Origin of the sequence: Kitasatospora sp. NPDC050543, assembly GCF_044457565.1 — a bacterium.
Taxonomy (GTDB): Bacteria; Actinomycetota; Actinomycetes; order Streptomycetales; family Streptomycetaceae; genus Kitasatospora.
The window spans coordinates 100895-124926 of the sequence record NZ_JBITGZ010000015.1; the positions used below are offsets into that span (position 1 = coordinate 100895).

Below are 24032 nucleotides of genomic sequence, written 5' to 3' on the forward strand. Positions count from 1 at the left end.
CGAAATCGCCGCGGGGCCGCACCCCGGCGAGCGGGGTACGGCCCTGCGGCTGGTCAGACGCCCGAGGGGCCTCGGACACCTCAGACGCTGATCAGGTCCACGACGAAGATCAGCGTCTCGCCCGCCTTGATCAGCGGGGACGGCGACTGGTTGCCGTAGGCGAGGTGCGCCGGGATGGTCAGCTCGCGCCGGCCACCAACCTTCATGCCGACGACGCCCTGGTCCCAGCCCTTGATGACGCGGCCGCCGCCGAGCGGGAACTTGAAGGTCGAGCCACGGTTCCAGCTGGCGTCGAACTCCTCGCCGGTGCTGAAGGAGACACCGACGTAGTGCACCTCGACGACCTGGCCCGGCTTGGCCTCCGCGCCGTCGCCGACCTTGATGTCACGGATCTGCAGGTCGGCTGGCGGGTCGCCGACGGGGAAGTCGATCTCAGGCTTGCTCACAACTGCCTCTTCTCACGATGCGTTCAGTTCATGACGGAGCGGCGGACACCCGCACCCGGTCCCTTCCGGAACCACCGTACGGGCGCCCGCCGCCCGTTCGAGCACAGGCCACGCGGCCGCGCTCAAAGGTCACACACGCTCCATTGTCACCCGAAAGTGGATCAGCCGACGCCCGCGTCCAGGATGTCCACCACGAAGACGAGGGTGGAGTTGGCCGGGATGGAGCCCTGGGCCTGGTCCTTGTAGCCCAGCGAGGCGGGGATGACCAGCTCGACCCGGCTGCCGACCGTCTGGCCCGCCAGACCCTTGTCCCAGCCCTCGATGACCTGGCCGCCGCCGACCGCGAAGGAGAACGCCTGGCCCTTGTCGAGCGAGGAGTCGAACTTCTTGCCGTCCTTCCAGAGCGCGCCGGTGTACTGGACGAGGACCTTCTCGCCGCTCTCCACCACCGGCCCGGTGCCCTTGATCAGGACGTGCGACTTCAGCTCGGTGGGCTCCGGGGCGTCCTTGACCGGGGTGATGTCGGCGGCCTTCTTGCCGTTGTCCTTCACCTGCGGGAAGTCCGCCGGCGGCGGGGTGACGGTGCCGCCGACCACCGCGTCCGGGGCGTTGGCGCGCTGGACGTCGATCACGAAGACCAGGTTGTCCTTGGCGCCGATCGCCATCTTCTCGTTGCCCTGGGCGCCGAAGGCGGCGGCCGGCGGGGCCACCACCAGGACCCGGCTGCCGGCCTTCTTGCCCACCACGGCCTGGTCCAGCGCCGGGATCAGGGCGTCGGTGCCGGCCTGGAAGATCTGCGGCTTGCCCTTCTCGTCGTACGAGCTGGGGATGTCCTTGCCGGTCGTCCAGTCCTTGGCGGTGTAGTCCACCGACACCCAGGAGTTCTTCTCCACCACCGGGCCGGTGCCCTCGGAGAGCACCTTCACCACGAAGGAGCCGTCCGCGGCCTCCTGCGGCACCTCGATGGTGGCCTTCTTGCCGAACTCACCGGTGACGTTCGGCAAGATCTTGGCGTTGTCCTTGATCGGCGGCACCGGCTCGGCGCTGGGCGCGGCAGGCGGCGTGCTCTTCACGGCGTCGGCCTGGGTGGTCGAGCCCTTGGAGTTGTCCTTGTTGGCGACGTACAGCGTCACCCCGCTGCCGACCAGCAGCACGGCCAGCACGGTGCCGAGGATCATGCCGAGCTTGCCGACGCCGGGCGGGTTCTCGTCGTAACCCGCCTCGGACATGTCCTGCCTGCGCACGTTGGAGGCGAAGATCTGCGGCGCCTCGTCCGCCGGCGCACCCGTCCTGGGCGCGGACGTACCCTCCGGCCGGCCCCAGCCGGCCGACTGCTTCAGGATCGCGGGCGGTACGACGATGGACTCGCCGTCGCCGGGCAGCGGGCCGCCGGGCCTGGAATCGGCCGGGTCTTGGCCGGAACTGCCGTTCGCGGTGCCGGCCCCGCCCGGGCTCGACGCTTTCTCAGACATGACTCCCCATCCATCTCACCACGAGGTCTTCGAGGTCTACGGCCGGCTTGCTGGTCGCCGAGGTGCTGCCGTACTACGGCCCGCACCCGGACGCGACGACGCTTACCACAGTGCGGAAGGGCAGTATGACAGGTCAGGATGAGGGCGGGCGCTTCTGGTGTGCGAGCGCCCGCCCAAGCGTACGAGTCAGACCGCCTCCAGGATGTCGATCACGAACACCAGGGTGGAGTTGGCGGGCACCGCGCCCTGCGCCTGGTCCTTGTAGCCCAGCGCGGGCGGCACCACCAGCTCGACCCGGCTGCCCACCGTCTGACCCACCAGCGCCTTGTCCCAGCCCTCGATGACGCTTCCGGTGCCGATCTGCAGGGCCTGCGCCCCGCCGTGGCTCCACGAGGAGTCGAACTGCTGCCCGTTGCTCCAGAGCACCCCGGTGTACTGCACCACCAGGGTCTGGCCGGCCTTCACCTGGTTGCCCTCGCCCTTGATCAGCACGGCCTGCTGCAACTCGGTGGGCGGCGCCTCACCGGCCGGGATGGTGATCGTCGGGGCCGCCTTGCCGTTGTCCTTGACCTGCGGCAGGTTGGCGGGCGGCTGGGTCATCGTGCCGGTGAGCGAGGAGTCCTGCGGGATGTCCTCCATGATGTCCAGTACGAACACCACGGTGTCCCCGGGGTTGACCCCCAGTGTGGTGCTGCCCTGACTGCCGAAGGCGGCGGCCGGCGGGGCCACCACCAGCAGCCGGCTGCCCGTCTTCTTGCCCACCACGCTCTGGTCGAACGCCGGCACCAGCTGCCCGCTGCCCGCCTGGTACAGCTGCGGCTTGCCGCCCGCGTCGTAGGAGCTGGGCAGCTCCTTACCGGTCGTCCAGTCCTTCGCCGAGTAGTTGACCGTGACCCAGTCGCCCTTGTTGACCGTTCCCTTGTCGCCCTCACTCACCGTGTTCACCACGAACTGGCCACTGGGCTGGGCGTCCGGGATGGTGATGGTCGCCTTGCTGCCGAAGCTCCCCGAGACCGTCGGCATCGGCGCGGCCTCGCTCACCGGCGCCGGCACGGTCGGCGCCGCGCTGGACGCCGTGGACGAGGGCTGGCTCGGCGCCTTGGCGGAGCTGCTGCAGGCGACCGCCAGCAGCAGGGGCAGGGTGAGAAGCAAACCGGCGGTGCGGCGCACGGTGGTCCTAACTGTCGGTCAAGTGCGGCTGTTCGGAACTCGTCCGACAGCGTATGCCCCGTCGGGGCCCCGTCCCGGTAGGCACCGCCGCCCGCACCCCGGGACCGCACCGTTCAGCGCACCCGCCCGCTCCCGTGCCCGGACATGCCGATGTGCCCTCCCCCACGCCCGGGGAGGGCACACCCGGCCGGCCCGGCCGCGCCGCGGGCTACATACCCGCGATCAGCTTCTCCACCCGCTCGTCCACCGAGCGGAACGGGTCCTTGCAGAGCACCGTGCGCTGCGCCTGGTCGTTCAGCTTCAGGTGCACCCAGTCGACGGTGAAGTCCCGCCGCTGCTCCTGCGCCCGCCGGATGAAGTCCCCGCGCAGCCTGGCCCGGGTGGTCTGCGGGGGGACGGACTTCGCCTCGAAGGTCTTGAGGTCGGTCGTCACCCGCTGTGCCTGCCCCTTGCCCTGGAGCAGGTAGAACAGTCCGCGCCGGCGGTGGATGTCGTGGTAGGCCAGGTCGATCTGGGCGACCCGGGGGTTGGACATGCTCATCTGGTGCTTCTCGCGGTACCGCTCGATGAGCTTGTACTTCATGATCCAGTCGATCTCGGTGCCGACCCGGCCGAGGTCCTCGGTGCGCACCGCCTCCAGGGTCCGGCCCCAGAGCTCCAGCACCCTGGCGATGGTGCCGGTGTTGATGCCCTTGCGGTCGGCGAAGTCCAGCGCCTTGGTGTAGTACTCCTCCTGGATGTCCAGCGCGCTGGCCTCCCGGCCGTTGGCCAGCCGCACCTGGTGGGTGCCGGTGAGGTCGTGGCTGACCTCGCGGATCGCCCGGATCGGGTTCTCCAGGGTGAGGTCGCGCATCACCACGCCGGCCTCGATCAGCCGCAGCACCAGGTCGGTGGCACCCACCTTGAGCAGGGTGGTGGTCTCCGACATGTTGGAGTCACCGACGATCACGTGCAGCCGGCGGTAGCGCTCGGCGTCCGCGTGCGGCTCGTCACGGGTGTTGATGATCGGACGGGAGCGGGTGGTCGCCGAACTGACGCCCTCCCAGATGTGCTCGGCCCGCTGGCTGACGCAGTACACCGCGCCACGCGGGGTCTGCAGCACCTTGCCGGCGCCGCAGATCAGCTGCCGCGTCACCAGGAAGGGGATCAGCACGTCGGCCAGCCGGGAGAACTCGCCGTGTCGGGCCACCAGGTAGTTCTCGTGGCAGCCGTAGGAGTTCCCGGCCGAGTCGGTGTTGTTCTTGAAGAGGTAGACGTCGCCGGCGATGCCCTCCTCGTGCAGCCGCCGTTCGGCGTCCACGAGCAGGCCCTCCAGGATCCGCTCACCGGCCTTGTCGTGCGTCACCAGCTCGGTGACGTCGTCGCACTCGGGGGTGGCGTACTCGGGGTGCGAGCCGACGTCCAGGTAGAGGCGTGCACCGTTGCGCAGGAAGACGTTGCTGCTGCGGCCCCAGGAGACTACGCGGCGGAAGAGGTACCTGGCCACCTCGTCCGGAGACAGACGTCGTTGTCCCCGGAACGTACACGTGACCCCGTACTCGTTCTCCAGCCCGAAAATTCGGCGGTCCATGAGGCATCCATTCTCTGATTGGAGCTGTCCGAAACCGCCTCCGCGGTGGCAGTCCGATCACGACCGTTCGTGGTCGGGCCGTCAGTTCACCGCAGGGGCACACGGATCCCGTACGGCGGCTGCCGCAGGCCGCACGGGATCCGCCCACAGGTACTACTCCGGCGGCGTGGCCGGGGGCTTCTCCTCGTCGTCCACCTCGGCGCTCTGGTCGCCGTCGAGCAGCCGGCCGAGCTGGCCGCCCAGGACCCGCTTGAACTTGCGCTGCTGGAAGCGCTGGCGGTCCAGCACCGCCACCTCCAGCTGCTCGGGGGTCAGGCTGCGCGGCGAGCCGCCGTTGGGATCCCGGGCGAGGGAGTCCACGGCCAGCCGCAGGGCCTCCGTCAGGCTCAGGCCGGCCCGGTGGCGGGTGCCGAGGTAGTTGCCGATCGAGTCGGCGTTGCCACCGACCACCACGTAGTTCTGCTCGTCCACGACGGAGCCGTCGGGGGTGAGCCGGTAGATCTGGTCGTCGTCGGTGGCCTTGCCGACCTCGGCGACGATCAACTCGACCTCGTAGGGCTTCTCCCCGACCGAGGAGAAGATGGTGCCGAGCGTCTGGGCGTAGACGTTGGCCAGGCCCCGGGCCGTGACGTCGGCCCGGTCGTAGGAGTAGCCGCGCAGGTCGGCGTAGCGGACGCCGCCGATGCGCAGGTTCTCGAACTCGTTGTAGCGGCCGACCGCCGCGAAGGCGATCTTGTCGTAGATCTCGGAGACCTTGTGCAGCGCCCTGGAGGTGTTCTCCGCGACGAAGACGATGCCGTCGGCGTAGGTCAGCACCACCACGCTGCGGCCACGCGCGATGCCCTTGCGGGCGTACTCCGCGCGGTCCGCCATGGCCTGCTGGGGCGAGACGTAGAACGGTGTGGACACCGGCGGGTCATCCCCTTCCGTCATGGGCCCCTCCTGCCCGATGGCGGCAGGAAGGGATAGTTGGGACTGGATCGGGCGGAGCTCAGAGCAGCGGGGCCTGCGGGCCGTTGGGGTGCTCCAGGCGCTGGTCGGTGATCGAGTGCGCGATGGCCGAGACCTCGGACTCGGTGAGCCGGCGGAAGCCGTCCTCGGTGATCAGCGAGACGATCGGGAAGATCTTGCGGGCGAGGTCCGGGCCGCCGGTGGCGGAGTCGTCGTCGGCCGCGTCGTAGAGCGCCTGGACGACCAGGGTGGACGCCTGCTGCGCCGAGAGGTCGTCCCGGTAGAGCTTCTTCATGGAGCCGCGGGCGAAGACCGAGCCGGAGCCGGTGGCCGCGAAGCCGCGCTCCTCGGAGCGCCCACCGGTGACGTCGTAGGTGAAGATCCGGCCGCGGCCGAGGTCCAGGTCGTAGCCGGCGAACAGCGGGACGACGGCCAGGCCCTGCATCGCCATGCCCAGGTTGCCCCGGATCATCGTGGTGAGCCGGTTGGCCTTGCCCTCCAGCGAGAGCACCGTGCCCTCGATCTTCTCGTAGTGCTCCAGCTCCAGCTGGAACAGCCGGACCATCTCGACCGCGAGACCCGCCGTGCCGGCGATGCCGACCGCGCTGTACTCGTCGGCCGGGAAGACCTTCTCGATGTCGCGCTGGGCGATCACGTTGCCCATGGTGGCGCGGCGGTCACCGGCGATGACCACCCCGCCGTCGAACACCGCCGAGACGATCGTCGTACCGTGCGGCGCCTCGATGGTGAGCCCCTCGGGGAGGCTGCGACGGCCCGGGATCAGCTCCGGCGAGTGCTCGGCCAGGAAGTCGATGAACGACGAGGATCCGGGGGTCAGGAAGGCAGCCGGTAGACGCCCGGTGCCACGAGTGTTGGCTTCCACACGATTCCTTCCAGGTAGCTTGAAGCGCGCGCTGCCCGCACCCTACCCGCCCGGTGATCATTCTCAACCCGTGGAGGGGAACGGACTGCCGAGGGGTCGGACCGGGCGGACGGGAGGCCCGTGGCCACCCGTCCGCCCGTGGCGGTCGCAACCGTGAATTCGGTGAATTTCGCAGGGCCTTCCAGGACCCGTGCCGTGCCTTCGGCCCGCCGCCGCCGGCCGCTACTGCCCGCCCTTCTGGACGAATTGCCGCACGAAATCCTCGGCATTCGACTCGAGTACCTCGTCGATTTCGTCCAGGACGGCATCGACGTCGTCGCTCAGCTTTTCCTGGCGCTCCTTGAGCTCCTCGGAATTCTCGGCCTCGACGGCCTGCTCCTCGACCTCCTCGGAGGAGCGGTTCGCCCGCTGCTGGCCGCCGCCGGTGTCCTTGCTCGCCATTTCCCTCACCCCGCTCATTCGTCTGGCACGGCTTGGTCGTCGCTGCTGCCTCGACCCTATCCAACGGGTGCGGCAGCCGCTCCCGCTTTGCGTGTGGCGCTTCCTGTCCAACGTCCGGCGCTCCCCCGGATGATTCCCATTCGGGGAGCGTTCACCCGTGGTGATCGAAAAGTTACCCGCCGGCGAGGACGCGCAGCAGGTCCTCGGCCGTGCGGCAGCGGTCCAGCAACTCCTTGACGTGGTTGCGGGTACCGCGCAGCGGCTCCAGCGTGGGCACCCGCTGGAGGGAGTCCCGGCCTGGCAGATCGAAGATCACCGAGTCCCAGGAGGCGGCCGCGACATGCTCGGCGTACTGCTCCAGGCAGCGCCCGCGGAAGTACGCCCTGGTGTCCTCCGGCGGCTTGGAGACGGCCCGCTGGACCTCCTCCTCGCTCACCAGCCGCTCGAAGCGCCCACGGGCCACCAGGCGGTTGTAGAGGCCCTTCTCCGGCCGCACGTCGCTGTACTGGAGGTCGACCAGCTGGAGCCTGGAGTTGTCCCACTCCAGCGCGTCACGGCTGCGGTAGCCCTCCAGGATCTCCTTCTTGGCGATCCAGTCCAGCTGGCGCGACAGGCTCATCGGATCGCGCTCCAGCCGGCCCAGCACGTCCTCCCAGCGGGTCAGGACGTCCAGGGTCTGCTCGTCGGCGTCGGTGCCGTAGCGGTCCTCCACGTACTTGCGGGCCAGCTCGCAGTACTCCAGCTGGAGCTGGACGGCGGTGAGCCGGCGGCCGCTGCGCAGGGTGATCAGGTGCTTGAGGGAGGGGTCGTGGGAGACCCGGTGCAGGGTGCGCACCGGCTGGTCGACGGCGAGGTCGGAGGCGATGAAGGCGTCCTCGATCATCGCCAGCACGAGCGAGGTGGTGCCCAGCTTGAGGTAGGTGGAGATCTCGGAGAGGTTGGCGTCCCCGATGATCACGTGCAGCCGGCGGTACTTCTCGGCGTCGGCGTGCGGCTCGTCGCGGGTGTTGATGATCGGGCGCTTGAGGGTCGTCTCCAGGCCGACCTCGACCTCGAAGTAGTCGGCGCGCTGGCTGATCTGGAAGCCGTGCGCGGAGCCGTCCTGGCCCACGCCGACCCGCCCGGCGCCGGTGACCACCTGCCGGGAGACGAAGAACGGGGTGAGGTGGCGGACGATGTCGGCGAACGGTGTCGCCCGCTTCATCAGGTAGTTCTCGTGGGTGCCGTAGGAGGCGCCCTTGTTGTCGGTGTTGTTCTTGTAGAGGTGGATGGTCTGCCCGTTGGGCAGTTCCAGGGCGCGGGCGGCGGCCGCCGCCATGATCCGCTCGCCGGCCTTGTCCCAGAGCACGGCGTCGCGCGGGTTGGTCACCTCGGGCGAGCTGTACTCGGGGTGCGCGTGGTCCACGTAGAACCGGGCGCCGTTGGTGAGGATGATGTTCGCGAGGCCGATGTCCTCGTCGGTCAGCTGGCTGGCGTCCGCGACGTCCCGCGCGAGGTCGAAGCCCCGGGCGTCGCGCAGCGGATTCTCCTCTTCGAAGTCCCAACGAGCCCGCCTGGCCCTGTGCATCGCCGCCGCGTAGGCGTTGACGATCTGGGACGAGGTGAGCATGGCGTTGGCGTTGGGGTGCCCGGGTACGGAGATCCCGTACTCGGTCTCGATGCCCATCACGCGCCGTACGGTCATGCGGCCCTCCTTGCCCGGTGCACCGCCCCCCACGGGCGGAGCACACTGACGTACCGCTTCACATCACCGTCGTCGACGAGCCGCCTCGAACGGTGGTTAGAGCCTAGAACGATCCACCGACAGAGCCGTCCCCAGACGCGCCGTCCGGCTGCGGGGCCGCGAGGCGCCACAGCCGGACGGGTGCGAGGTTCGGACGGGGACCGGCTCCTACAGGTACTGCCCCGTGTTCGCCACGGTGTCGATGGAACGGCCGGACTCCGCGCCCTGCTTCCCGGTGACGAGCGTGCGGATGAAGACGATCCGCTCGCCCTTCTTGCCGGAGATTCTGGCCCAGTCGTCCGGGTTGGTGGTGTTGGGCAGGTCCTCGTTCTCCTTGAACTCGTCCACACAGGCGGCGAGCAGGTGGGAGACGCGCAGGCCTCGCTGGCCGTGGTCGAGGAAGTCCTTGATGGCCATCTTCTTCGCCCGGTCCACGATGTTCTGGATCATGGCGCCGGAGTTGAAGTCCTTGAAGTACAGGACCTCCTTGTCACCGTTGGCGTAGGTGACCTCCAGGAAGCGGTTCTCCTCCGTCTCGGAGTACATCCGCTCCACCACGGACTGGATCATCGCATCCACGGTGGCCTCGACGGAGCTGCCGTGCTCCTTGAGGTCGTCCGGGTGGAAGGGCAGCGTGCCCTTGAGGTACTTGGAGAAGATGTCCTTCGCGGCCTCGGCGTCCGGGCGCTCGATCTTGATCTTGACGTCCAGCCGGCCGGGCCGGAGGATCGCCGGGTCGATCATGTCCTCGCGGTTCGAGGCGCCGATGACGATGACGTTCTCCAGGCCCTCCACGCCGTCGATCTCGGCGAGCAGCTGCGGGACGATGGTGTTCTCGACGTCCGAGCTGACACCGGAGCCACGGGTACGGAAGAGCGACTCCATCTCGTCGAAGAAGACGATGACGGGTGTGCCCTCGCTGGCCTTCTCACGGGCCCGCTGGAAGACCAGGCGGATCTGCCGCTCGGTCTCGCCGACGTACTTGTTGAGCAGCTCGGGGCCCTTGATGTTGAGGAAGTAGCTCTTGCCCTGGGGCCGGCCGGTGACCTCCGCGACCTTCTTGGCCAGGGAGTTCGCCACCGCCTTGGCGATCAGCGTCTTGCCGCAGCCGGGCGGGCCGTACAGCAGCACGCCCTTGGGCGGGCGCAGCTCGTACTCCTTGAAGAGGTCGGCGTGCAGGTAGGGCAGCTCGACCGCGTCGCGGATCTGCTCGATCTGGTTGCTGAGGCCGCCGATCTGGCGGTAGTCGATGTCCGGGACCTCTTCGAGGACGAGCTCCTCGACCTCGGACTTCGGCACCACCTCGTAGACGTAGCCGGAGCGGGGCTCCAGCAGGAGGGCGTCGCCCGCGCGCAGGGTGATCTCGCGCAGCGGCTCGGCGAGCCGGACCACCCGCTCCTCGTCGGTGTGGCCGATGACGAGCGCCCGCTCGCCGTCCTCCAGGATCTCCTTGAGGGTGACGATGTCGCCGATGCTCTCGAAGGCCATCGCGTCCACGATGTTGAGGGCCTCGTTGAGCATCACCTCCTGGCCGCGGCGCAGCTCGTCGAGGTCGACACTGGGGCTGACGTTGACGCGGAGCTTGCGCCCGCCGGTGAAGATGTCGGCGGTGCCGTCCTCGTTCTGGCTGAGGAAGGTGCCGAACCCGGCTGGGGGCTGTGCCAGCCGGTCCACTTCCTCCTTGAGGGCCACGATCTGGTCGCGGGCCTCTCGCAGGGTGGAGGCGAGCCGTTCGTTCTGGGCGGTCACGCCGGCCAGGTTGGTCTGGAGCTCGACGATCCGCTCTTCGAGGATTCTCGAATTGCGCGGCGAGTCGGCGAGCTTGCGGCGCAGGACAGCGATTTCCTGCTCAAGGTACGAGACCTGTGCGGCCTCGTCTGAACCACGAGCGGGCCTGCCGGTGCTGCGGTTGTAGTCGTCATCGTGGGCTGCCACGGTCCTCACCTCCTCCGGGGAGCTGGACGCTTCCAGACCCTACCTGGGACCAGGGGTCCGTAAACCCCTAGATCAGAAAGATGGAACGGGCGTGTCCGATCTTCGCCCTCGCGTGCTTCCCCTCTGCTAAGGAGATACCCACCGCGCACCACCCAAAGCGGACCAGATGTATCGTCGAGCGAGTCGATATCCGATCGCGACCATCAGTACCGGTCGGATCGTTGTACGAATGGCGGGAATGCTCTCAAAAGGGGGCGACCCGGGACAGAAACGGCAGGGGACATGTCCGTGACGGGCGAGACGGCGGCGGCCGAGCCGCTGGAAGTGTGGATCGACCAGGACCTGTGCACGGGCGACGGCATCTGTGTGCAGTACGCCCCGGAGGTCTTCGAGCTCGACATCGACGGCCTGGCGTACGTGAAGGGCCCGGACGACGAGCTGCGCCAGCAGGCGGGCGAGACCGCGCCGGTGCCGCTGACCCTGCTTCAGGACGTGGTGGACTCCGCCAAGGAGTGCCCGGGCGACTGCATCCACGTGCGCCGGGTGGCCGACCAGGTCGAGGTGTACGGGCCGGACGCGGACTGAGGCCGCTGTGCCGCCTCCGCCCGGCGGGGCGCGCGGGGCGGAGGCGGCGCAGCGGACGGAAGGTCAGACCCCGGTGGGCGGTGCGGCCACCGGGGCGTTCGTCTGGGTGCGGGCCCACCGGCCGCCCTGGCGGGTCCAGGTGAGGTCGAGTGAGACGTCCGGGCTGAAGCGTGGCACGTCGTCGCTGGAGTAGCCCTGGACGTGCGCGGTGATGACGCCGCCGCTGCGCAGCGCCAGCCGGCTGACGCTCAGGTTCTCCTGCTCGGAGAGCAGCGTGGCGAGCACCACGGGCCTGCCGTCGGGGCCCTGGCCGAGCAGGAAGACGGCGTCCGGCGGGGTGCCGTTCTCTGCCGCGCAGTGCGCGGCGACGACCGTGCCGGGCTTGCCGTCGCCGAGGTCGGCGCCGAGGTGCCCGGCGATCGCGAGCGGGAAGGGGCCGCACTCCAGCGGGAGTTCGGCCCTGGCCGGGTCGGGTGCCTGCTCGGCCGGCAGGGCCTTGGCGACCGGGTGCAGCGGCGCGGTGGTCCCCGTCGCCGGGGTGGCGGCTATCGCGCCCGCCACGACGGCCGCGCAGCTCGCGGCCACGATCGCCCAGTGCCGCCACGCCGGATGGGCGTGCGTGTGGCCCGAGGCGGGCGCCGGGCCGCCGGTGTTCGCCTCGTCGCCCCGTTCAGCCATCGCCGTCCCGATTGCCGCGTCCACCAGGCATTCCCCTCCACCGGTACGGTGCCTCGATCGGCACGGTGGGTCTCGTGTGAGCGAGCATCGTCCCACATCGCGGAGGTGTCCGGGACGCCGGGTGGCGTGCCCGGCACGGGCCCCGCGCCACCGCCGCCGGTGGACGGCCACGAGGGGCGGTACGGCGGGCGCGAGCCCGGCGTACCGCCCCTCGGGCGGTGCTCTCGCGAGGTGCTCTCGCGGTCGGTGGCGTCAGCCGAGGTCGGGTTCCCCGGCGCTCGCGCGGGCGGCGGCGCGGGCCGCGGCCCGCTCCTGCAGGGTCTGCTCGGGCGCCCCGTTGTCGTAGTCCTCGCCGTACGCGCCCTTGGCAGGGCGGCGGCGACGCAGCGGCGGCTCGACGCCGTCCGCGAGCCGGCGGGCGGTGAGCAGGAAGCCGGTGTGCCCGATCATCCGGTGGTCCGGGCGCACGGCCAGGCCCTCCAGGTGCCAGGTGCGGACCATGGTCTCCCAGGCCTGCGGCTCGGTGAAGGTGCCGTGCTCGCGCAGTGCCTCGACGGTCTTCGACATCTGCGTGGTGGTGGCCACGTAGCAGCAGATCAGGCCGCCGGGGACGAGTGCCTTGGACGCGACGTCCAGGCACTCCCAGGGGGCGAGCATGTCGAGGATGACGCGGTCGACGTCGGTCTCCACCAGGTTGTCCTGGAGGTCGCCGACGGTGAGCTTCCACGCCGGGTGGGGGCCGCCGAAGTAGCGCTCGACATTGCCCTTGGCGATGTCGGCGAAGTCCTGGCGGCGCTCGTAGGAGGCGAGCAGGCCGGTGTCACCGACCGCGCGCAGCAGGTAGCTGCTGAGCGCGCCGGAGCCGACGCCGGCCTCGACGACGCGGGCGCCGGCGAAGATGTCGGCCATCGCCAGGATCTGCCCCGCGTCCTTGGGGTAGATCACGGCGGCGCCGCGCGGCATGGACAGGACGTAGTCGGGGAGCAGGGGGCGCAGCGCGAGGTACGGGACGTTCCCCGTGGTGCGCACGACCGTGCCCTCGGGGGCGCCGATCAGCTCGTCGTGGGGGAACGCACCCTTGTGGGTGTGGAACTGGTTCCCGGCCTGGAGCGTGAACGTGTAGTGGCGGCCCTTGGGGTCGGTCAGCTGGACCTGGTCCCCGACCTGGAAGGGCCCGCGTCGGCGGGTGGCACCGGTCGGTTCGGACATGCGGACAATCCTAAGGGCAGTGGAACGTCCCGCTGACCACGATGATCACAGCAGCCCCTGCGGTGTCGTGGTTCAGCGTCCGGCCACGGCCGCGCTGAGCCGCCGCTCGATGTCGCTGAGCGCCACCACGCCGTACGCCGAGCCGTCCGGGCCGACCACCAGGTACTCGCTGGCGGGGGTCGCCCGCAGGGCCTTGAGCAGGTCCTCCCCGGTCAGGTCGAACGCCAGGCGCAGGCCCGGCTCCAGGTCGCGGGTGAGCGCGCCGACGGCGACCCAGGGGCGGCGGTGCTCGGGCACCTCGCGCACAGCGGACTCCCGGACCAGGCCGATCGGCTCGCCGCGCCCGTCGACCACCAGCACGGCCCCCGCCTCGGCCTCGCGGGCCCGGCGCAGCGCCTCGCCCAACGGGGTGTCGGCGGTGACCTCGACGGCCCGGCGGGCCAGGTCGCGCACCCGCAGCTGCGGCAGCGCCTCCTTGAGCCGGGCGTTGCGGATGCTGCCGCCGGCCCCGTTCCAGATGATCGCGGCCAGCACCGCCGCAAGCACGGCGTCGATCATGGTCTCGGTCGTGGAGCGGTCCGGGCCGCCGCGGGAGGCACTGTAGAGCGGCAGGCCGATCAGGACCGCGATGGCCAGGGCCCGCCCGACCCAGGCGGCGGCGACGGTGCCGGCCATCGGGCGGCCGGTGATCCCCCAGACGACGGCACGCAGCATCCGCCCGCCGTCCAGCGGCAGGCCGGGCAGCAGGTTGAAGGCGGCCACCACCAGGTTGCTCACCATCAGCCCGGTGAGCAGCACCCCGGGGACGGTCGCCAGCTCCACCAGCCGTACGGCCAGGAAGAACACCCCGCCGAGCACCAGCGACAGCAGCGGGCCGACGAAGGCCAGCCAGAACTCCCGGCCCGGACTCTCGGCCTCCTTCTCGATCTCCGAGACACCACCGAAGAACTGGAGCTGGATGCGGCGCACACCCAGCCGGTAGTGCAGCGCGACCACCGTGTGCGCCAGCTCGTGCACCAGCACGGAGGCGTAGAAGGCGATCGCGAAGGAGAGCGAGACCAGGTAGCGGGTGCCGCCCAGCTCGGGCAGCACCCGGTCCAGCTGCCCGCCGAAGATCCAGGTGATCAGGGCGGCGATGACGAACCAGGACGGGGTGACGTAGACCGGCACGCCGAAGGGGCGGCCCATCAGGATGCCGGAGCGCTGCTCGGGGCCGCCGGGCGTGCGCTTGCCCGGTGGGGCCGCCCCGCCGGACGGCGGCTGCTCGGAGGTCTGCTGCCCCCTGGTGTCGCTCACCGTGATCCCTTCAGGTCGCCGTGCCCGTCGTCTCCTTGCGCCCACTCGCGTCCGGGGCGCTCGCGCCGGGTGCCGACGCTCCTCGCTCCGGTGCTCCCAGGGACGCTCGGTGCGTCTGGTGCGCCTGGTGCGCCCACGCTACGTGATCTCCGTGGAATTGCGCCGCGCGCCCCTCTCACAGCCCTTCATACCCGTTCCGCGCCGTCGCGAGCGGTACCGGTGTCAGTACGTTGGCAGCGGGATGACAGTTCGGGGCAATAGGGTCGGGGTATGCACCAGACCGACAGCGGCCCCGCCGCCGACGCGCCGGCCCGCAGACCCGCGCCGCCGACCGGGCTGTCCCCGTCGCGTGCGGGGGACTTCCTGACCTGTCCGCTGCTCTACCGGCTGCGGGTGATCGACAAGCTGCCCGAGCCGCCGAGCCCCGCCGCCACCCGGGGCACGGTGGTGCACGCCGTCCTGGAGCGGCTCTTCGACAGCCCGGCCGCCGAGCGCACCCACGAGCGGGCGCTGGGCCTGCTGCGCCCGCAGTGGGAGCGGCTGCTCGGCGAACGCCCCGAGCTAGCCGGCCTCTTCCCCGACGATCCGGACGGTGCGGCGCTGACGGGCTGGCTGGCGGACGCCGAGAAGCTGATCGGCCAGTGGTTCCGGCTGGAGGACCCGACCCGGCTGCACCCCGTGGAGCGCGAGCTGTACGTGGAGACGGCGCTGGAGTCCGGACTGCTGCTGCGCGGCTACATCGACCGGGTGGACGTCGCGCCCAGCGGTGAGGTCCGGCTGGTGGACTACAAGACCGGCCGGGCGCCCTCGCGGGACTTCGAGGGCAAGGCGATGTTCCAGATGAAGTTCTACGCGCTGGTGGTGTGGCGCTGGAAGGGCGTGATCCCCAAGCGGCTCCAGCTGGTCTACCTCGGCGGTGGTGGGGACGTGGTCACCTACGACCCGGACGAGGCCGACCTGCGGGCGGTGGAGCGCAAGCTGCTGGCGCTCTGGGAGCGGATCTCCCACGCGGTCGCCACCGGCGACTTCCCGGCGACCAGGAACCGGCTCTGCGGCTGGTGCGACCACCAGCGCAGCTGCCCGGAGTTCGGCGGCACGACCCCGCCGTACCCGCTGCCGCTGGCGGTACCACCGGCCCGAACTCCCGAACCCGATCCCCTGGCGGATCAGATGAACAATCAGATGAGCGAGGAGTCCTAGGTGACGATCCGAGTGCTGCTGGTCGATGACCAGCCGCTGCTGCGCACCGGCTTCCGGATGATCCTGGAGGCCGAGTCCGACCTGGTGGTGGTCGGCGAGGCCGGCGACGGGCAGCAGGCGCTGGACCAGGTCCGGGCGCTGCAGCCCGACGTGGTGCTGATGGACATCCGGATGCCCAGAATGGACGGCGTGGAGGCGACCAGAAGGATCGCCGGCCCCGGACGTGACGGCCCGGCCAAGGTCCTGGTGCTGACCACCTTCGACCTGGACGAGTACGTGGTGGAGGCGCTGCGTGCCGGCGCCAGCGGCTTCCTGCTGAAGGACGTGCCGGCCGAGGAGCTGGTCCAGGCGATCCGGGTGGTCGCGGACGGCGCCGCGATGCTCGCCCCGAGCATCACCCGCCGGCTGCTGGACATGTACGCCACTAAGCTGCCGTCCGGGGACGAGGCGCCGCCGCAGGCGCTCACCGCGCTCACCGAGCGTGAGCTGGAGGTGCTGCGGCTGGTGGCGCGCGGCCTGTCCAACGCCGAGATCGCGGCCGAGCTGTTCGTCAGCGAGACGACGGTCAAGACGCACGTCGGCCACGTGCTGACCAAGCTCCAGCTGCGCGACCGGGTACAGGCCGCGGTGTACGCCTACGAGAGCGGGCTGGTGCGCCCCGGGACGCTGTAGTCCCCCCGGCCCGGCGGTGGTCCGGCCCGGTGATGGTCCGGCCGGCCGGCCGGACAGCCCGGTGGCCCGTCCGATCCCCCTGCACCCTCGGGGATCGGACGGGCCACCGGGCTGTTCGGGCCTACTTGTTGCGCCCGATCACGCCGAAGCGGAAGACGCCGGTGGTGTCCACCGTCGACTGCACCCCGGTGATGTACGGGCGCGAGGCGTAGAACGACTTGGTCTGGAAGATCGGGATCAGCGGCACGGCCTCGGCGGCGATGTTCTGCATCTGCGCGAAGACGGACGCGGCCGCGGCGCGGTCGGCCAGCTTCAGGCTGTCCGGCAGCAGCTTCCCGCTGATCCGGGCGTCGTCCCAGCCGGTGTGGTACGCGCCGCCGTCGACGATCAGCGGGGCGACGAAGTTGTCCGGGTCCGGGTAGTCGGCCGTCCAGCCGATCGTGTAGGCCTGGTAGGCGCCGTCCCGCCAGCCCTTCTTGAACTTGTCCCAGTCCGCCTCCTGCTGGACGTTCACCTGGAACAGGCCGCTGGCCTCCAGCTCCTTCTTGATCTCGGCGCCCTCGGTGCCCTCGGCCCGGGTCCGCGACCAGGTGAGGTTCATCTTCACCGGCAGCGGCACCTTGGCGGCCGTCAGCAGCTGCTTGGCCTTGGCCACGTCCGGGTCGCCGTACTTGTCGTAGAAGGCGGTGTTGTGGCCCAGCACGCCGGTCGGGACCAGCGAGTACAGCGGCTGCACGGTGCGGGCGTACACGTCGCGGGCGAGCACCTTGCGGTCCAGCAGCTGGGCCACGGCCTGGCGGACGGCCGGGTTGCCGGTCAGCGGGTCCTTGGTGTTGAAGGCGATGTAGCGGGTCTCGGCGCTGTCACCCTCGGCGATCTGGATGTCGGTCTTGCCGCCCTGCTGGTCGGTCCGCAGCTGCGAGGCGTCACCCGGGTCGAGGCTGTTGTCCGTCAGGTCGATGTCGCCCCGGTCCAGGGCCGCCTTGAGGTCCGCGCCGGTGTTGAAGTAGCGGACGGTGAACTTCTTGTTCTTGACCTGCTCGGTGCCGTTGTACTGGTCGTTCGCGGAGAGCTCGACGGTGCCGGGCTTCTTGTTGTCGCTGCCGAGCGGCGCGATCGAGTCGATCTTGTACGGGCCCGAGCCGACCAGCTTGTCGTTGGCCAGCAGCTTGTCGGCCGGGAAGACCTGGTGGTCGACGATGGCGCCGGCGGCGCTGGCCAGCTTGGCCGGGAGCACCGCGTCCGGCTGGGAGAGGTGGAAGGTCACCTCGGTGTCGCCCTTGGCCTCGACCGTCTTGATCGAGTCGAGCAGCGCGGCCGGGCCGCCCTCGTCGGCGATCTTCTTCATCCGCTCGACGGAGAAGACCACGTCCTGCGCGGTCAGCGAGTGGCCGTTGGAGAACTTCAGGCCGGTGCGCAGCGTGCAGTGGTACGTGGTGGCGTCGTTGCCGGTGAACTCGCAGGACTGCGCGGCGTCGGGGCTGGGCGTGGCGCTGGCCGCGGGGAAGCTCAGCAGCGACTGGAAGGTGTTGTGCAGCAGCAGCCACGAGCCGTTGTCGTAGGCGCCGGCCGGGTCCAGCACGCTGGTGACGCTGGTCGTCCCCATGGCGATCGTCTTGCCGGAGCCCCCGCCGGAGACGGCCTCGGTGACGGAGCCGCAGCCCGCAACCGTGGAGGCGACCAGGGCGGCGCAGCCGAGCGCTGCCAGTCGTGAGGTGGAGGTCATGGGGTTGCGTCCTTCTCCGTGCGGGCCGGCCGGGTGGCCGGTGGCTCGCGCGGCGCGGGCTCCGGGATGGGGAGCCAACGTGCGGGGCCGGGCGACGCACGACCGTGACGACGACGGGTCTGCCCGTCGTCAATGGAGGTGCGCCAGGGGGTCATCGGGCGGTCGCGGCCTGCCTGCCCGGCTTGGGCACGGTCAAGCGGAGCCGCGGTGTGGGGTTCGATCGGATGTAGCGTGCCACATCGGTTCCGCGCCGGAGCGCCCCGTACCGGCCGTGCATCGCGCGCCCGCGAGGGGGTCAGAACGGGACACTCGACAAGTTGTCAGACAATGCCCGATTTCTCCCCGGATGAGGGGGCGCACCCCGCCACCACCACCGCCTTACCGGCCGGTAGCACCACTAGATAGTGAGACGATAATCACACTCGCGTAGCCACGAGCGACCTCAGCAGCTCAAGATCAACCTGCTCCAGCGAGGACAGCACCAGCCGCCCGGGGGCCGGCTCGATCACCGCGACCGACGGCACCGCGATCACCGGGCAGCCGGCCGCCTCCGCCGAGCGCACCCCGGTCGGAGCGTCCTCCACCACCACGCAGCGGGCCGGGTCCGCACCCAGGCGCCGCACGGCCTCCAGGTACGGGTCGGGGTGCGGCTTGGTGCGCGGCACCTCGTCACCGGCGACCGAGAAGGCGAAGTGGTGCGCCCCCAGGGAGCCCAGCACGATGTCGATGATGTGCCGGTGCGAGGCGGACACCAGGGCGGCCGGGATCCCGTGCGCGGCAAGGGTGTTGAGCAGCCGCTCGGCACCCGGCATGAGCGGCACGCCGCCCGCGAGCAGGTCCACGAAGCGCTGGTTGATCAGCGTGGTCAGGTCGCCCGGCGACAGGTCCACGCCGGTGCTGGACAGCAGGTACTCGATCACCCGGCTCATCGGGCCGCCCACCACGTGCGCCCGGTCCCCCTCGTCGAGGGCGTAGCCCAGCTCGGCGAAGAGCGAGGCCTCCGCCTGCCACCAGAAGTCCTCGGTGTCGACCAGGGTCCCGTCCATGTCCAGCAGCACCGCCTGCAGGCCCTGCCCGTCGCCGTGGTCGAGGGCGCGGGCGGCGGTGGAGATGGTCGTCATGGCAGGGCGTCCTTCCGGTCGTGCACCCCCGGACCTGTGCCCGGGGATGGCACAGGCCAGCCCGCTGGTGAGCGGACCGGCCCGTTCAGGATGATCCAGGATACGCCCGCACACCCGAAATGGGGCGAACGCGGCGCAGCCTACGGGTTACCTGGCGTTGAAGTACTTCGCCTCGGGGTGGTGGATGACGATCGCGTCGGTGGACTGCTCGGGGTGCAGCTGGAACTCCTCGGAGAGGACCACCCCGATCCGCTCCGGCTTCAGCAGGTCGGCGATCTTGGCGCGGTCCTCCAGCTCCGGGCAGGCCCCGTAACCGAGCGAGAACCGGGCACCGCGGTACTTCAGCGCGAACATGTCCTTGACGTCCTGCGGGTCCTCGTCCGAGAAGCCCAGCTCGTAGCGGACCCGGGCGTGCCAGAACTCGGCGAGCGCCTCGGCCAGCTGGACGGACAGGCCGTGCAGCTCCAGGTAGTCGCGGTAGGCGTTGGCCTGGAACAGCTCGTTGGCCGCCTCCGAGATCCGGTTGCCCATGGTGACCACCTGGAGGCCCACCACGTCCTTCACCCCGGACTCCTCCGGGCGGAAGAAGTCCGCCAGGCAGAGCCGGCGCCCGCGCCGCTGGCGCGGGAAGGTGAAGCGGGTGCGCTCGCTGCCGTCCTCGTTGAAGACGATCAGGTCGTCACCCTTGGAGTTGGCCGGGTAGTAGCCGTAGACCACGGCGGCCTCCAGCCAGCCCTCGGTCTGCAGCCGGTCCAGCCACATCCGCAGCCGCGGGCGGCCCTCCGTCTCCACCAGCTCCTCGTACGAGGGCCCCTCGCCGGAGCGGGCGGCCTTCAGGCCCCACTGGCCCTTGAACAGCGCGTCCTCGTCCAGCCAGGAGGAGTAGTCCGCGAACGGGACACCCTTGACGATCCGGTCACCCCAGAACGGCGGGGTGGGCACCCGGTTGTCGATCGCCACGTCCGAGCGGACCTGGCCGAGGTTCTCCTCCGGCTCCTGCTCGATCTCCACCCGGGCGTGCCGGCGCTGCTTCAGCTCGGGCAGTGCCGCGCCGGGCACCCCGCGCTTGACCGCGATCAGCGCGTCCATCAGCCGCAGGCCCTCGAAGGCGTCCCGGGCGTAGCGGACCTCGCCCTCGTAGATCTCGTGCAGGTCCTGCTCGACGTAGGCGCGGGTGAGCGCGGCGCCGCCCAGGATGACCGGGTAGTCGGCGGAGAGCCCGCGCTGGTTGAGCTCCTGGAGGTTCTCCTTCATGATCACGGTCGACTTCACCAGCAGGCCGGACATCCCGATGACGTCCGCCTGGTGCTCCTGGGCCGCGTCCAGGATCGCCGAGACGGGCTGCTTGATGCCCAGGTTGACGACCGTGTAGCCGTTGTTGGAGAGGATGATGTCGACCAGGTTCTTGCCGATGTCGTGGACGTCGCCCTTGACGGTGGCGAGCACGATGGTGCCCTTGCCCTCGTCCTCGGACTTCTCCATGTGCGGCTCCAGGTGCGCGACGGCGGTCTTCATGACCTCGGCCGACTGGAGCACGAACGGCAGCTGCATCTGACCCGAGCCGAACAGCTCGCCGACCACCTTCATGCCCGCCAGCAGGGTGGTGTTGACGATGTCCAGCGCCGCGCGGCCGGCCAGTGCCTCGTCGAGATCCGCCTCCAGGCCCTTGCGCTCACCGTCGATGATCCGGCGCTGGAGGCGCTCCTCCAGCGGCAGCGCCGCCAGCTCCTGCGCCTTGGACTCGGCGCTGGAGGCCGCGCTGACGCCCTCGAACAGCTCCAGCAGCCGCTGGAGCGGGTCGTAGCCCTCGCTGCGGCGGTCGTAGACCAGGTCGAGCGCGACCTCGCGCTGCTCGTCGGGGATCCGCGCCATCGGCAGGATCTTCGAGGCGTGCACGATCGCGGAGTCCAGGCCGGCCTCCACGCACTCGTGCAGGAAGACCGAGTTGATCACCTGGCGGGCCGCCGGGCTGAGACCGAAGGAGATGTTCGACAGGCCCAGCGTGGTCTGCACGGCCGGGTGCCGGCGCTTGAGCTCGCGGATCGCCTCGATGGTCTCGATGCCGTCCCGGCGGGACTCCTCCTGGCCGGTGCCCAGTGTGAAGGCCAGGCAGTCGACCAGGATGTCGTGCTCGGCGATGCCGTACTCGCGGCCCAGCTGCTCGATCAGGCGCTCGGCGATCGCGACCTTCTTCTCGGCCGTACGGGCCTGGCCCTCCTCGTCGATGGTCAGCGCGATCAGCGCCGCGCCGTGCTCGGCGGCCAGCGCCGCGACCGTCCCGAAGCGGGTGTCCGGGCCGTCGCCGTCCTCGTAGTTCACCGAGTTCAGCACCGCGCGCCCGCCGAGCATCTCCAGGCCCGCGCGCAGCACCGGCGTCTCGGTGGAGTCCAGCACGATCGGCAGGGTGGAGGCGGTGGCCAGCCGGCCGGCGATCTCCTTCATGTCGGCGACGCCGTCGCGCCCGACGTAGTCGACGCAGAGGTCCAGCAGGTGGGAACCGTCGCGGATCTGCTCGCGGGCGATCTCGACACAGGCCTGCCAGTCCCCCGCCAGCATCGACTCACGGAACTTCTTGGAGCCGTTGGCGTTGGTCCGCTCGCCGATCGCCAGGTAGGAGGTGTCCTGCCGGAAGGGCACCGACTGGTAGAGCGAGGCGGCGGCCGGCTCCGGCTGCGGGTCGCGCGGGGCGACCTCGCGGCCGCGCACCCGCTCCACCACGGCGCGCAGGTGCTCCGGCGTGGTGCCGCAGCAGCCGCCGACCAGCGACAGGCCGTACTCGCGGGTGAAGGTGTCGTGCGCGTCCGCCAGCTCCAGTGGGCTCAGCGGGTAGTGCGCGCCGTCCTTGCCGAGGACGGGCAGACCGGCGTTCGGCATGCAGGAGAGGCCGATCCTGGCGTTCTTCGCCAGGTAGCGCAGGTGCTCGCTCATCTCGGCCGGGCCGGTGGCGCAGTTCAGGCCGATGTAGTCCACGCCCAGCGGCTCCAGCGCCGTCAGCGCCGCGCCGATCTCCGAGCCCAGCAGCATGGTGCCGGTGGTCTCCACCGTGACCTGCACGAACACCGGCAGGTCCAGGCCCGCCTCGGCGAGCGCCCGCTTGGAGCCCAGGATCGCCGCCTTGGTCTGGAGCAGGTCCTGGCTGGTCTCCACCAGCAGCGCGTCCGCACCGCCGGCGATCAGACCGGCGGCGTTCTGCCGGAAGCCCTCGCGCAGCGTCTCGTACGGTGCGTGGCCCAGGGTCGGCAGCTTGGTGCCGGGGCCGATCGAGCCGAGCACCCAGCGCGGACGGTCCGCGGTGGCGTACTCGTCCGCGACCTCGCGGGCGATCCGGGCACCGGCCTCGGCCAGCTCGAAGATCCGCTCGGGGATGTCGTACTCGCTCAGCGCCGCGAAGTTGGTGCCGAAGGTGTTGGTCTCCACGCAGTCGACGCCCACCGCGAAGTACGCGTCGTGGACGGAGCGCACGATGTCGGGGCGGGTGATGTTCAGGATCTCGTTGCAGCCCTCGAGGTCCTGGAAGTCCTCCATGGTCGGGTCCTGCGCCTGGAGCATCGTGCCCATCGCCCCGTCGGCCACCACGACTCGGGTGGCGAGGGCTTCGCGCAAGGCGTTCGCGCGGTCCTGCTGGACGGTGGACGGGGTGGCTGCGATGGCCATGGGGCTTCTCCCTGGGTGCGACGGCTGTCGGCTTTGCGCTCCCCGCTGTCGGGAAGGCACCTCGCCAGGGTATCCGGCCTGGTGCCGAGGCCGGCGGACCATTCCGTATCCTGAGCGTCCGACCGCGACGGGGGGAACAATCATGCGGACATTCGGGACACGGCTGGGCCGTGCGGCGACGACGTTCCGGGGCCGGCTGGGCCGGGCCGCGAGAGCCGGGCGGGCACGCCGGCGAGCCTGGTCCCGCCGGCGCAAAGCCCTGGTGGCGGCGCTGATCGCGCTCGTCGTGCTGCTGCTCCCGGTCGGCGTGGCGGCCGCCGCCCTGCGGCTGGAGTACGCCGGCGAGCCCTCGGCCGAGGCCAGGACGCGCGGGCGCGACGCCCTCTGGCTGGGTCATGCCTGGGTGGACGGCCGGAAGAGTGACGGCGACGTCGCCGCGCTCGCCGCGCAGCTCGCCGGGACGGGCATCCGCGACCTCTACGTCCACACCGGCCCCCTGGAGCACGACGGCAGCCTGCCGGCCACCGCCTACCCCCGGGCCGCCTGGTTCGTGGCGGCCGTCGGGCGCGCGATGCCCGGCGTACGGGTGCAGTCCTGGCTCGGCGACGTGGTGGAGCCCGAGAAGACCGGGCTCGACCTGGACGAACCCGCCGTCCGGGAGCGGATCGCCGCCTCCGCCCAGCAGGTGCTGGACGCCGGCTTCGCCGGGGTCCACTTCGACCTGGAGCCGGTCCGCTCGGGCTCGCCCGGCTGGCTGAGCCTGCTCGACCAGGTGCACGCGGGGACGGCCGCACGCGGGGCACCGCTGTCGGTGGCCGCCCCGCAGATCGACCCACTGCCGGGCCTGCACTCGGCCGGCATCGCGCTCGCCGACCACGGCAAGTGGTGGTCGCAGGCGTACTTCGCGGAGACGGCCCGCCGGGTCGAGCAGATCGCCGTGATGTCCTACGACACCTCGATGCCGCTGGAGTCGCTGTACGGCGGGTACGTCGCCCAGCAGACCACCCTGGCGCTGGAGGTGACCCCACCGGCCGTCGACCTGCTGATGGGGCTGCCCGCGTACTGGGACGACACCCCGGGCCACCGCGGCTCGGCCGAGACGGTCCGGGCCGCCGTCCGGGGCGCCCGGCTGGCACTCGGCCGCGAGGCGCCCGCCCGCCAGACCTTCGGGCTGGCGCTGTACGTGGACTTCACCGCCACGCCGGAGCACTGGTCGGCGTACCGGCGCGGCTGGTGCGCCTGAGTGACGCGGGCGTCCGTGCGGGGGCCGGTCGCGCGGGGCCGTTCGTGCGGGGCATGC

19 protein-coding genes and 1 pseudogene are annotated in these 24032 nt (G+C 70.8%); 4 read left to right on the forward strand and 16 right to left on the reverse strand.

Annotation, left to right across the window (positions count from 1 at the left end; genetic code table 11):
- Positions 1-80: 80 nt before the first annotated feature.
- From ACIBH3_RS20000 to arc, 10 genes and pseudogenes are all read right to left on the reverse strand, one after another.
- The gene (locus tag ACIBH3_RS20000; protein ID WP_396313334.1) at positions 81-446 is read right to left on the reverse strand and encodes an FKBP-type peptidyl-prolyl cis-trans isomerase; all 366 of its coding nucleotides are present in this window, start codon (positions 444-446) and stop codon (positions 81-83) included.
- 161 nt (positions 447-607) lie between these two features.
- The gene (locus ACIBH3_RS20005; RefSeq protein WP_396313335.1) at positions 608-1918 is read right to left on the reverse strand and encodes an FKBP-type peptidyl-prolyl cis-trans isomerase; all 1311 of its coding nucleotides are present in this window, start codon (positions 1916-1918) and stop codon (positions 608-610) included.
- A 186-nt stretch (positions 1919-2104) separates the two neighbouring features.
- Positions 2105-3088, reverse strand: a complete 984-nt coding sequence (locus tag ACIBH3_RS20010; protein ID WP_396313336.1) for an FKBP-type peptidyl-prolyl cis-trans isomerase — start codon at positions 3086-3088, stop codon at positions 2105-2107.
- A 208-nt stretch (positions 3089-3296) separates the two neighbouring features.
- Entirely contained in the window at positions 3297-4658 is a 1362-nt protein-coding gene (gene pafA / locus ACIBH3_RS20015) for a Pup--protein ligase (RefSeq protein WP_396313337.1), read from the reverse strand.
- 153 nt (positions 4659-4811) lie between these two features.
- The gene (prcA, locus tag ACIBH3_RS20020; RefSeq protein ID WP_396313418.1) at positions 4812-5567 is read right to left on the reverse strand and encodes a proteasome subunit alpha; all 756 of its coding nucleotides are present in this window, start codon (positions 5565-5567) and stop codon (positions 4812-4814) included.
- Positions 5568-5649: 82 nt separating this feature from the next.
- The gene (gene prcB, locus ACIBH3_RS20025) at positions 5650-6447 is read right to left on the reverse strand and encodes a proteasome subunit beta (RefSeq protein ID WP_396313419.1); all 798 of its coding nucleotides are present in this window, start codon (positions 6445-6447) and stop codon (positions 5650-5652) included.
- Positions 6444-6521 (reverse strand): annotated as a pseudogene (locus ACIBH3_RS20030) (recombination endonuclease VII); the annotation flags it as partial. The pseudogene ACIBH3_RS20030 and the gene prcB, both read right to left, overlap by 4 nt.
- 193 nt (positions 6522-6714) lie before the next feature.
- The gene (locus tag ACIBH3_RS20035) at positions 6715-6933 is read right to left on the reverse strand and encodes a ubiquitin-like protein Pup (protein WP_396313338.1); all 219 of its coding nucleotides are present in this window, start codon (positions 6931-6933) and stop codon (positions 6715-6717) included.
- Positions 6934-7105: 172 nt separating this feature from the next.
- Positions 7106-8617 carry a depupylase/deamidase Dop gene (gene dop / locus ACIBH3_RS20040; RefSeq protein WP_396313339.1) on the reverse strand — a complete coding sequence of 504 codons (1512 nt, stop codon included), beginning with the start codon at positions 8615-8617 and terminating at the stop codon, positions 7106-7108.
- 207 nt (positions 8618-8824) lie between these two features.
- Positions 8825-10591 (reverse strand): proteasome ATPase, encoded by a 1767-nt coding sequence (gene arc, locus ACIBH3_RS20045; RefSeq protein ID WP_396313340.1) that lies wholly within the window; start codon positions 10589-10591, stop codon positions 8825-8827.
- A gap of 282 nt (positions 10592-10873) precedes the next feature.
- Between arc and ACIBH3_RS20050 the strand changes: the two genes are divergently transcribed.
- Entirely contained in the window at positions 10874-11176 is a 303-nt protein-coding gene (locus ACIBH3_RS20050) for a ferredoxin (protein WP_396313341.1), read from the forward strand.
- Positions 11177-11239: 63 nt separating this feature from the next.
- On the opposite strand, the gene ACIBH3_RS20055 is transcribed toward ACIBH3_RS20050, so the two are convergent.
- From ACIBH3_RS20055 to ACIBH3_RS20065, 3 genes are all read right to left on the reverse strand, one after another.
- Positions 11240-11878, reverse strand: a complete 639-nt coding sequence (locus tag ACIBH3_RS20055) for a hypothetical protein (protein ID WP_396313342.1) — start codon at positions 11876-11878, stop codon at positions 11240-11242.
- 228 nt (positions 11879-12106) lie between these two features.
- Positions 12107-13063 carry a tRNA (adenine-N1)-methyltransferase gene (locus ACIBH3_RS20060; protein WP_396313343.1) on the reverse strand — a complete coding sequence of 319 codons (957 nt, stop codon included), beginning with the start codon at positions 13061-13063 and terminating at the stop codon, positions 12107-12109.
- Positions 13064-13135: 72 nt separating this feature from the next.
- Positions 13136-14365 (reverse strand): site-2 protease family protein, encoded by a 1230-nt coding sequence (locus ACIBH3_RS20065; RefSeq protein WP_396313420.1) that lies wholly within the window; start codon positions 14363-14365, stop codon positions 13136-13138.
- A 264-nt stretch (positions 14366-14629) separates the two neighbouring features.
- Between ACIBH3_RS20065 and ACIBH3_RS20070 the strand changes: the two genes are divergently transcribed.
- A complete protein-coding gene (locus tag ACIBH3_RS20070) occupies positions 14630-15559 on the forward strand; it encodes a RecB family exonuclease (RefSeq protein ID WP_396313344.1) in 930 nt (309 codons plus the stop codon).
- On the forward strand, positions 15560-16231 hold the full coding sequence (locus ACIBH3_RS20075; RefSeq protein WP_396313345.1) for a response regulator: 672 nt from the start codon (positions 15560-15562) through the stop codon (positions 16229-16231). It abuts the gene before it with no gap.
- A gap of 121 nt (positions 16232-16352) precedes the next feature.
- On the opposite strand, the gene ACIBH3_RS20080 is transcribed toward ACIBH3_RS20075, so the two are convergent.
- From ACIBH3_RS20080 to metH, 3 genes are all read right to left on the reverse strand, one after another.
- Positions 16353-17957, reverse strand: a complete 1605-nt coding sequence (locus ACIBH3_RS20080) for an ABC transporter substrate-binding protein (protein WP_396313346.1) — start codon at positions 17955-17957, stop codon at positions 16353-16355.
- Between the two features lie 416 nt (positions 17958-18373).
- Positions 18374-19078 carry an HAD family hydrolase gene (locus tag ACIBH3_RS20085; RefSeq protein WP_396313347.1) on the reverse strand — a complete coding sequence of 235 codons (705 nt, stop codon included), beginning with the start codon at positions 19076-19078 and terminating at the stop codon, positions 18374-18376.
- A gap of 147 nt (positions 19079-19225) precedes the next feature.
- Positions 19226-22732 carry a methionine synthase gene (gene metH, locus ACIBH3_RS20090; RefSeq protein ID WP_396313348.1) on the reverse strand — a complete coding sequence of 1169 codons (3507 nt, stop codon included), beginning with the start codon at positions 22730-22732 and terminating at the stop codon, positions 19226-19228.
- A 262-nt stretch (positions 22733-22994) separates the two neighbouring features.
- On the opposite strand from metH, the gene ACIBH3_RS20095 reads away from it, so the two are divergent.
- The gene (locus tag ACIBH3_RS20095; protein ID WP_396313349.1) at positions 22995-23975 is read left to right on the forward strand and encodes a hypothetical protein; all 981 of its coding nucleotides are present in this window, start codon (positions 22995-22997) and stop codon (positions 23973-23975) included.
- Positions 23976-24032: the final 57 nt, after the last annotated feature.